The 8068-nt window shown below is 62.7% G+C and carries 8 protein-coding genes and 1 other RNA gene; 7 read left to right on the top strand and 2 right to left on the bottom strand.

The window, feature by feature from the left end; all coding sequences use genetic code 11:
• Positions 1 to 910 precede the first annotated feature (910 nt).
• From QRM89_RS07010 to QRM89_RS06980, 7 genes are all read left to right on the top strand, one after another.
• Positions 911 to 1369, top strand: a complete 459-nt coding sequence (locus tag QRM89_RS07010; protein ID WP_285447634.1) for a GNAT family N-acetyltransferase — start codon at positions 911 to 913, stop codon at positions 1367 to 1369.
• Between the two features lie 65 nt (positions 1370 to 1434).
• Complete coding sequence (locus QRM89_RS07005) at positions 1435 to 2226, top strand: hypothetical protein (RefSeq protein WP_285447633.1); 792 nt, start codon at positions 1435 to 1437, stop codon at positions 2224 to 2226.
• Positions 2227 to 2606: 380 nt separating this feature from the next.
• Positions 2607 to 3017, top strand: a complete 411-nt coding sequence (locus QRM89_RS07000) for a DUF5655 domain-containing protein (RefSeq protein ID WP_285447632.1) — start codon at positions 2607 to 2609, stop codon at positions 3015 to 3017.
• 91 nt (positions 3018 to 3108) lie between these two features.
• A non-coding RNA gene (locus QRM89_RS06995) (sX9 sRNA) lies at positions 3109 to 3183 on the top strand.
• Positions 3184 to 3252: 69 nt separating this feature from the next.
• Positions 3253 to 3639 (top strand): glyoxalase/bleomycin resistance/dioxygenase family protein, encoded by a 387-nt coding sequence (locus QRM89_RS06990; RefSeq protein ID WP_274318000.1) that lies wholly within the window; start codon positions 3253 to 3255, stop codon positions 3637 to 3639.
• A 243-nt stretch (positions 3640 to 3882) separates the two neighbouring features.
• Positions 3883 to 4260 (top strand): YfeK family protein, encoded by a 378-nt coding sequence (locus QRM89_RS06985; protein WP_343237673.1) that lies wholly within the window; start codon positions 3883 to 3885, stop codon positions 4258 to 4260.
• A gap of 129 nt (positions 4261 to 4389) precedes the next feature.
• A complete protein-coding gene (locus QRM89_RS06980) occupies positions 4390 to 4806 on the top strand; it encodes an isoprenylcysteine carboxylmethyltransferase family protein (protein ID WP_343237672.1) in 417 nt (138 codons plus the stop codon).
• Between the two features lie 19 nt (positions 4807 to 4825).
• On the opposite strand, the gene QRM89_RS06975 is transcribed toward QRM89_RS06980, so the two are convergent.
• Positions 4826 to 6937 (bottom strand): methyl-accepting chemotaxis protein, encoded by a 2112-nt coding sequence (locus tag QRM89_RS06975; RefSeq protein ID WP_285447629.1) that lies wholly within the window; start codon positions 6935 to 6937, stop codon positions 4826 to 4828.
• Complete coding sequence (locus QRM89_RS06970; RefSeq protein ID WP_285447628.1) at positions 6934 to 7431, bottom strand: hypothetical protein; 498 nt, start codon at positions 7429 to 7431, stop codon at positions 6934 to 6936. The genes QRM89_RS06975 and QRM89_RS06970 overlap by 4 nt, the downstream gene beginning before the upstream one ends.
• Positions 7432 to 8068 lie beyond the last annotated feature (637 nt).

Genomic DNA, 8068 nt, shown 5'->3' with positions numbered 1-8068 from the left:
CCAGGATCGGCAGCACGTGTTCGAACTGCTCCCGGCTCATGTCGCTCGGATAGGTTTTTTGGCGCATCCGCATAATCTGCACTGATCAGAAAAGATTGTGAACAGGTTCTAAGTAACCTCTGAACAACGCACCACAGATACGCGACACTTCCCTCGCAAACGCCCCCGCTGTTCGGGCGGCGGCTAGGGCCACTGCAAAACCATTTGAGGCATTAGACAACGTCATTGATCGACGTTTCTTCTCTTTGGTATTTTGGGCGCCGCACGGTATTTCTGATTCTGACAATGCTGCACTGGCTGACCTAGCGACTCATTTTGCAGGTGCGTTCTTCCGCAATGAGTTGCCGCCTAACAATTCATTCAAGCCGAACCCGCTTCGCAACTCGGATTAACTCAGGCGTTAGGCCGTGGTGGAGCAAATGCGCTGGTGGTCGCCGCTTCGGTGAGTTCGCAGGCATGCATGCGGTTGGCTCAGGACAGCAGTCATCACCGTTGCTGGTTGCGGTAAGTTCGGTGCTTCGCCTTGGCACGTCGTTTCCGCGCTGCGCTCGGTGCAGTTGGCTTCGGTGGCATCACGCACCACTGCATCGCTGGGCAAGCTCCATCCCGCAAGCTGTGGCACACTCGGTCCAGGCGGCAGTGCTGGGGAGCATGGTTGCACCATCCAACCTTTGCGGTCACTCACTGCCTAACAATTCATTCAAGCCGAACCCGCTTGGCGGGCCGGCTTAATTCAGCCGTTAGGTCTCTGATGAGACTTCTCGTACTACTTCCTTTGCTCTTGCCACTCACCGCATCCGCGCGTGATATGGCGCCCTTGAATAATCCAGAGCTTGCTCCGGTCCTTGGCCTTTTCCAAGAACTGGTAACAACACCATCAAATTCAGACCATCCCTAAAGCACTCCCGTCATGCTCCCATCATCTCTATATCGCGTCGTACATCAAACGCCGACTATCGAAGCGTATCGTCATCTTCGCCAAGCAAGCGGCTTGATCCCGAAAGGGTTGGAAGCCGCAGAGCGCGGGTTGCCCAACTCGCTGTTCAGCGTGCAGGTGCTTTGCGATGGCGAGCCGGTGGCAATGGGGCGCGTCATCGGCGATGGCGGCTGTTTTTATCAGGTCGTGGACATCGCCGTTTTGCCAGCGCATCAGGGCCGTGGTCTGGGCAAGGCTGTCATGGGTGAGATCGCAAGCTACATAGAACGCGAGGTACCTGCGTCTGCGTATGTCAGCCTGATTGCGGATGGTGAGGCGTATAAGCTCTACCAGCAGTTCGGTTTTGCGTTGACTGCGCCTGCCAGTGTAGGCATGGCCTTCAAGAGGAAAACATCGAGGACAAGCGCGGCGTTTGACGTTCTGAAGAGCTAAAATTGTTCTGCTGCGCTCGCGCCAGCGCTCCAATCTGTCATTCCAGCATTACCGCCAAGGAACGCATGTTCTCCATCTTCAAGAAGCAAGCCGCTCCATTACTGATTGTTCGTGCCGATGGGCGGGAGTTGTGTCGCATTAGCCAGAGCGATGTCCCGTGTGAGATCAAGCCTTCCGCATGGTTGAAAGCCGATAGCGTCCTGGAATTTACCGACTCGGCGGGAGGTGTGCATCGGCATGAATTTGGTGCTGTGACAGGATGGTTCCACTTCTCCATTCGCGTACATCCCAACCTGGGGTGCCAGGCAGACTGTGTCATTTCCCAGACCGAGCAGCTCGATCCAGACGCGTTTGCGAATGGGCACGCAGACGGGATCAGATTTCAGCCGTTCTTCCTGCCGGGCGCCAGCGTCAGCAGTACCGCACTTGCAGGCAAGGGGCTTTTTGCCAGGGGTCTGCACTTCAGTGGACTAGTCACCGGCGGCAACGTGCTGCTTTCCTGTGAATGCGACCACTGCAAACGTTCGTTCCTGATCCGTTCCTACCACGCCGGCTTCAGCAACGCGGGCTATTTCTACTCGGAATCCGGCAGGTACACCATCACGGTGGAGGACCACATTACCGGCAGTCCGGCCGCATTGACAGAGCCGGACCCCGAGCAGCTGCGTGCACTGGAAGAACGGCTGCCGCTGGCACCGGATGGGTCGGCCTATCGCTATATGAATCCGTTTCGCTGCCCACACTGCGCTGCACCCTATATCGACTTTGCGGCACACCCGGGCCTTCGAAAGAACGAGTACTACGGCAACTACTTTGTCGGTAGCGATCTGCTGCGGTATACGCCAGCCGATCCCTGAGCCGTATCTGCTTACGGCGTCTCTGCTGTAGCGGTAGTCAAGGTATTAGCGGGCTGAGGCTTGAATTTTGCGTAGCTTTGCCTGGTAATCAGAGCAGCTGTCAAAACTACTGCGCAGCCGTCAGGCGGCCGCTACCGGTACTCGGAGTCGGCATGTACCCCGTACACTCCGGTTCCTCCGCGCCGTCCGCATACACATGAGACAGCACGGCGATGGCGCGAGCTGTCGCGAGATCTGGCTGATCGTTCTAGTGCCCTACTTGGCGAAGTAAGCGCTCTTGGCCTTCCGGCAGCAGCGCTTGCTTAGATGAAAGAGCGACCCGACACTCACCAGGTGAGCTCGCGCTCATCAGCCATTCCAGCTCAGTCACCTGGATCGCCATGAAACAGATGTGGGCTTGCCCGACGTGCAGGCGTGCGTTCACGCGAACACATCAGCGGCACGCTTGCGGACTGGGTGACCCGGCGCAGGTGCTGCGCGATCGGCCGGCCGGGCTGGTGGCGCTGTATGGAGCGCTGGAGCAGTTTGTGCGTTCGCTCGGCCCGGTAGAACTGGTGACCCGAGAGCGCTACGTGCTGTTTCGCCGCGACCGGGTCTTTGCCGATGCCATCATCATGTCGGATGCGATCAGGCTGGCCATCCACCTGGAGCGCCGTGTTGCGCATGCACTCTTCGTCAAGGTGGCGACGGACGGGAAGCGGGTTACCGTGGTGGCAAAGCTTCGTCTTCTCGAAGAGTTAGATGAGATGAAGGAGCTTTTGCGAGAGGCTTTTGCCCACGCTACTGCATAAGCCAGGCTCCATGGGCCTGCGGCCGGCTTAGAGCAGCTATCAAAACGACTGCGCAGCCGCCAGGCGGGCGCGGCCGGTGCTCGGAATCGGCATGTACCCCCGTACACTCCGGTTCCTCCGCGCCGTCCGCACCCACCTGACGGCTGCTCGCTACGTTTTGTTAGCCGCTCTTAGTTCTTGCCTGGAGCCTTGTTGGGGCAGACTAGTCGCTACCAACCAGACCCGAGGTCATGCCATGTCACAAGCTGCCAGCGCCGGCCTGTTTATCTATGCCAAGGATCTTGAGCGCGTGGCGGCTTTTTACCAGCGCCTGCTGGGTATGCAGGCGATCCATTCCAGCAAGGAATTGGTTGTGCTGAACGCAGCCGCGTTGCAACTTGTCATCCATGCAATACCTGAGGAAATCGCCGCCTCCATCACCATCGCCGATCCGCCCAACCGGCGTGAGAACACCGCGCTCAAGTTCTTTTTCACCGTCCCGAGCATCGCGCAGCTCGTCGAGCTTGCAGCTGCGCTTGGCGGCGAGATTTTGCCAGCGCAGTGGCGCGGCCCCGGCTTCGTTGCCTGCAATGCCGTTGACCCGGAAGGCAATATCTTCCAGCTGCGCGAACGCGCTGCCTAGAGAGCGGTCGAGCGGCGCATCAGAGCGGCGAGGCTTCGGCCACGCCGAGGCGCAGTGCTGCAGGGTGTTGTGAGCCTTCGCCCATGCGACGCCACGGGAACGTCCACTTTAGGCGCACGCAATCATTCAACCGTCCATGCGCCAGATCCCGCTGCACGCCAGCGGCTGCAAAGCGATACTGGCACTGCTGTTCTGGCCTATGCTTCGCATCTTCCGAAACAACGCTTGGCGAATGGATTCACGATGAAGAAAAGAATATGGCTCATCTGCTTGTTGGTGTCGGGATCGGCGTTTGCGCAGGGCGTAGCCCCTGCCACGACACGGGAGATCAACCAGCTGTTCGCAGCGTTGAAAAGCTCTAACTGCGAGTTCTCGCGCAACGGGTCGTGGTATTCGGCGCCCAAAGCCAGCGAGCATTTGCAACGCAAGTACGACTACCTGCAGAAGAAGGGCCTGGTCACCAGCACCGAATCCTTTATCGAGCTTGCTGCGACCAAGAGCAGCATGTCAGGTAAGCCGTACGAGGTGCGATGCGGTGGCGCGGCGGCGGTACCGAGCCAATCCTGGTTCACCGGCAGGCTGCGCGCATTACGCAAGGGCACGCCGGCCTCCGGCAGCTGATACCTCGGCCGAGCGATGACGCGCAAGATTGCAGGCATGTCACCGCCGGCCTCCCTGCGGCACTGAGCACGGCAGAGCGTCTGGATGCTGCAACGGCTAGAAACACGCGTTCCACCGCCTGTGCTGCTAGTGCTGCTGGGCGTGATCGCTGCCGGCACGGCAGCGCTGTTACCGAGCATCGCGCTCCCGCTGCCGGGCCGGATGTTGATGGCCGGTACCTGTGTGCTCGGGGGCATCGCGCTGAATGTGCTTCCAAAGCTGACATTTGCCAGGGCCGGGACCACGATCAACCCACTCGCGCCGCAGCGTGCAACGCAGCTGGTAACCACGGGCCTGCATCGCCACACCCGCAACCCGATGTATCTCGGCCATGCGCTGCTGCTGGGCGGCTGGATCGTGTCGCTGCAGCAGGACGCCGCCCTGGTCCTAGTGGGTGCCTACGTGCTGGCAATCACGCGGCTCCAGATCCTGCCGGAAGAGCGCGCATTGGCGGCGCGGTTTGGCCCCGCCTACGCCGCGTATTGCCGGGTGACGCCGCGTTGGTGATAGACCACCACAGCGTTGCTCACGCGACATGGCGTGCCTGTCTTGCAGCACTCTGCGCTGTGGGCGCTGCGTCTTCCACAAAAAGGCTCACTGCATCTTCCAGCTGTGCGGCATGGTCGCCCATGGCACGCGCGGCGGTGCTGGCCTCCTGCATGCGTAGCACGCCGTCGCGCATGTCGATATCCACGCGACTCAAGGTCTGATGCACTTGCGCGATGCTGCCGGCCTCTTGCTCGGAGGCGACCGCAATCGTGCTCAGCGTGCTGCTCACCTGGCCAATGGTGGTCACGATGTGCTGCATGCCGGCACCGGCGCTGCGTACTTGCTGCACACCGGCTTCAACGTGCGTCACCGATTCGCCGATCAACGCCTTGATCTGGCTGGCGGCGGTGGAGGAGCGTAGTGCCAGCGCGCGCACCTCGCTGGCCACCACCGCAAAGCCACGGCCTTCGTCGCCTGCACGCGCCGCTTCCACTGCAGCGTTGAGCGCCAGGATGTTGGTCTGGAAGGCCAACCCATCGATGACGGCGATGATGTCCTGGATACGCCGCGAGGCGGCTTCCATCTGTTGCATGGTGCCCATCGCCTTGCCCATGGTGTCGCCGCCTGCACGCGCCGCTTCCGATGCGGCGGCAGCCAGCACATCGGCATCGGCTGCCTGCGCACTGTGCTGCTGCATGGTGCCAAGCACGGCCTGCATCTGTTGCGCCGCCTCGCCCAGCGTGATCGATTGGCGCCGCACCTGCTGCTCCAGTGCGTCGTTGCCGAGCAGGATGTGGCCGGTGGCCGCGTTGATGGCGCCGCTGGAACTGCGGATCTGCACGATGATGCGAGCAAGCGCATCGGCCGTGGCATTGGCATCGCGCTTCATGTGGTCGAACACGCCCTCGCAGGCGCGATCGATGCGTTGCGACAGGTCGCCGTGCGCCAGTGCCGCCAGCATGCGCCGCATGTCCTGCAAGCTGTCTTCGGTAACCGCAAGAAAGCGGTTGATGCCTTCGGCCAGCTGGCCCAAGGCGCTGTCGTGCGCATGTCCATGCAGCCGCGCGCCGAGCTCGCCGCGGGTGGCTTGCGCAATCACGGTGGTCAGTTGCGCTTCGAGCAACAAGGCCTGGGTGCGGTCCTGCCATTCCACCACCACGCCCAGTGGCGTGCCGTCGTGATCGTGCACGGGCGTGACGCTCTCCTGCAGCTGCAGTGCGCCCAGCGCGCGCGCGCCTGCGCCACTTTCGACAGCACGCCGCTGTGCGGCCTCGGCAAGCGCCTGCTGCACGGTGTGCGCATCGCTGCGCGCGCTCAATTGTGCGAAGGAGTGATTGCGGTAGATCGCATCGCCCTGCGTGTCGACAATGGCCACAGCCATGGCCGAGGCATCCAGCGCCAGGCGAATCCGGCGGTTTTCCTGCAGCAGCTGCTGTTGCGTGGCGATACGTTCCTGCACCTGCGCGCTCATGCGCACCAGCGCCTGCGCCAGCGAACCGGCACGAAAATGCTGCTGCATGATGGCCGGCGGCAAGGCGTCGCCCTTGGCCAGCGTGTCGGCAAGCTGGGCCAGCGCCTCTGCTTCGTGGTCCAGCGCGTCCAGCTGGCGTCGCAGTTGCACGGCCATGACGCAGACGAAGGCGGTTTCCACGATCACATAGCCGGCGTGCAGCACGACGATGCCAAACCCGCTGCCGGCACTGAAGGCCTGCACCGGCAGACCACGCGCCTGCAGCCAGTAGAACGCGAGGTGGTGCACGGCAATCGCGGCGGCGGCCACCACCACCGGCAGCCAGTCACGGTAGTACAACAGCAGCGCCAGGATCACGAAAACGCCGAAGTGCATTTCCACCAGCCCGTGTGCCTGCTGGATGGTGGCAGCCACCAAAGCCATCAGCACCAGCGCGGTGGTCACACTGGTCAGCCGCGTGCCGGGATTGAAGCGCGCCTGCCACAGCATCAGCAGCAGGCTGGGCAGCGTGACCGCCAGGAAGGGCATCCACTGCCCCTGATACCAGGCCAGCGCCAGCGAGCCAGCGCTCTGTAAGGTGGCGAGCCAGAGAAAGAGACGGTCGGCCTTGATCGCCAGGCGGTTGGCGTAGCCCGAGGCCAGCTGCGCGGTGGGTGCGTACGTTACGGTGCTGCTCATGCCGACACCCCCGCAGCGCAGGCGCACGGTGCCACCAGCGCGGCATCTGCCGGGCGTGCCAGGACCTGCGGTAGCCAACGCGGCCACTCTGCCGCACCGGCACGCCCGCACACCGCGCTGCCCTGCGCGGGGCCGGCATAGCGCGGCTGGCCATCGGCGCCGAGCAGCCACACCGCATAGCCGCTGCCATGCAGGGCCGGCACATCGATCTGCTGGACGCGCCCGCCGCGCGCGCGAACCGCCTGGCTCAATAACGCCCAGTCACGTGCATCGGCGGCGCCGTCGCAGGTGCAGGCACCCACGACGCCGACCAGCACCGGTGCGGTCGACAGCGCCGGCAGGCTGGCCTGCACGCGCGCCCAAGCACTGGCAGCATCACCGGCAGCAGCCTGCGGCGTGGTCCAGGCAACGGCGATCCAACCGCACCACAGCGCCAGCAAGGCGACGCCGGCGGTACGCCGGGCGGCGGGTGAGGAGGAACCGACTAAGGGCATGTGCGCTGAATCCGACTGGCTGGTGTCGCCTTATCGGACTTGGCCGCTTACGCTTGAGCCGGCTTCGATTGGTATTTCTGATCGCTGCGATAGCGGATGACGCTGCACGTTGCAGCGCAACGGTTTGCGGTGATGGCAGGTGTGCAAACCCGAAAATCATGTTTAGTCGGCGCGCGCCTTTGTGAGTGCGTTTTCACAGGACGATTGCAGCACATGCCCTAGCGCAGCCGCCGATGCGTGCAACGGTGGTGGGCCCGACTGGATTGCCTGGGCTGTGCCTGTAATGGGCCAACAACCATCCGCTCAGGTGTCGCGGCCGCGCCAATACGCCACCGCATAGGATTGCGCGCGAGGACGAGCACTCGGCGCACAGCAGCAACGAGTACAAGGCATCACGCGGTCAGAGCCGTATGAGCGGCATGCAGAGCGATGCGCGACGCCAAGTCACGGCGACGTTGCCGCAGGCGACCAAACGAGCGCTGAGGCATACACGCCGGGCAGCCGACTATCGAACTACCAACACCTAGGTCACCCAGTCCAACGTTCGCCTTGCATGCCGGTGCATCGCAGGAGCGACCTGACGCGTGCACCAGTGTCGGCGCGCATACGCTGCCGTGGTCACCGCGATCGCCGTGAC

Origin of the sequence: Xanthomonas sp. LMC-A-07 (genome assembly GCF_030208825.1) — a bacterium.
GTDB lineage: Bacteria > Pseudomonadota > Gammaproteobacteria > Xanthomonadales > Xanthomonadaceae > Xanthomonas > Xanthomonas campestris.
This window is presented reverse-complemented; position numbering and strand designations above follow the sequence as displayed.

Excerpts from the sequence above, each read along its gene's own strand:
- QRM89_RS07010 (WP_285447634.1), top strand. The coding sequence starts at position 911 with ATGCTCCCATCATCTCTATATCGCGTCGTACATCAAACGCCGACTATC.
- QRM89_RS06970 (WP_285447628.1), bottom strand. The coding sequence starts at position 7,431 with ATGCCCTTAGTCGGTTCCTCCTCACCCGCCGCCCGGCGTACCGCCGGC.
- QRM89_RS07005 (WP_285447633.1), top strand. The coding sequence starts at position 1,435 with ATGTTCTCCATCTTCAAGAAGCAAGCCGCTCCATTACTGATTGTTCGT.
- QRM89_RS06990 (WP_274318000.1), top strand. The coding sequence starts at position 3,253 with ATGTCACAAGCTGCCAGCGCCGGCCTGTTTATCTATGCCAAGGATCTT.
- QRM89_RS06985 (WP_343237673.1), top strand. The coding sequence starts at position 3,883 with ATGAAGAAAAGAATATGGCTCATCTGCTTGTTGGTGTCGGGATCGGCG.
- QRM89_RS07000 (WP_285447632.1), top strand. The coding sequence starts at position 2,607 with ATGAAACAGATGTGGGCTTGCCCGACGTGCAGGCGTGCGTTCACGCGA.
- QRM89_RS06975 (WP_285447629.1), bottom strand. The coding sequence starts at position 6,937 with ATGAGCAGCACCGTAACGTACGCACCCACCGCGCAGCTGGCCTCGGGC.